Raw genomic sequence first — 682 nt, forward strand, 5'->3', positions numbered from 1 at the left:
GCCGCCAGCGCCGCCTCGGCGACCCGTTCCGCGGCGGCCCGCCGCTCCGGCTCGCTCTCCAGCTCCGCGACCTGCGCCCGCAGGGCGTCGAGCGCCGCGGCCCGCTGGACGGCCGTCTCGCGCAGTGCCGCGAGCTCGGTCAACCGCCCGTCGAGATCGCGGATCCGCGCCTCGGCGGCGACGGCGCGCTGCTCGGCCTCCTGCTGCGCGGCGCGGGCGCCCTCCAGCTCGCCCTCGATCGCCGCCAGCCGCGCGCGGGCCTGCTCGACCGCCATCCCGCCGCGCTGCTCGACCTGTACCAGCTCGCGCGCCAGGCGTTCGCGCTCGTCGGCGAGCCCGTCGCGCTCCTCGACGAGCGCCGCGACCTGCTGCTGCCGCTGCCGCAGCTCCTCGGCGAGCGCCTCGCGCGCGGTCCGGGACTCCAGCTGGACCCGCTCGCTGCGGTCACGATCGAGGGTCAGCGACCGCAGCGCCGCGCGCAGCTCGCGGCGGGTGGTCTCCAGGCGCGCGGTCTGGGCGGCGGCGAGCTCGCGGGCGACGGTCTGCTCGCGGGTCGCCTCGGCGGCAGCGGCGAGCGCCGCCTCCCGCTCCTCCGCGACGGTCGCCAGCTGGGCCTGCAGCTCCGCGGCGGCGGCCTGGGCGCGCTGCTCGCGGCCGGCCTGGTCGCGCAGCGCCTGGTCGG

At 80.4% G+C, this 682-nt stretch carries 1 pseudogene; it reads right to left on the bottom strand.

The annotated features are described in order from the left end of the window. Positions 1-682: pseudogene (locus tag PAI11_RS27160) on the bottom strand (hypothetical protein); the annotation flags it as partial.

The sequence above is a fragment of the Patulibacter medicamentivorans genome (assembly GCF_000240225.1).
In the GTDB taxonomy this organism is placed as follows: domain Bacteria; phylum Actinomycetota; class Thermoleophilia; order Solirubrobacterales; family Solirubrobacteraceae; genus Patulibacter; species Patulibacter medicamentivorans.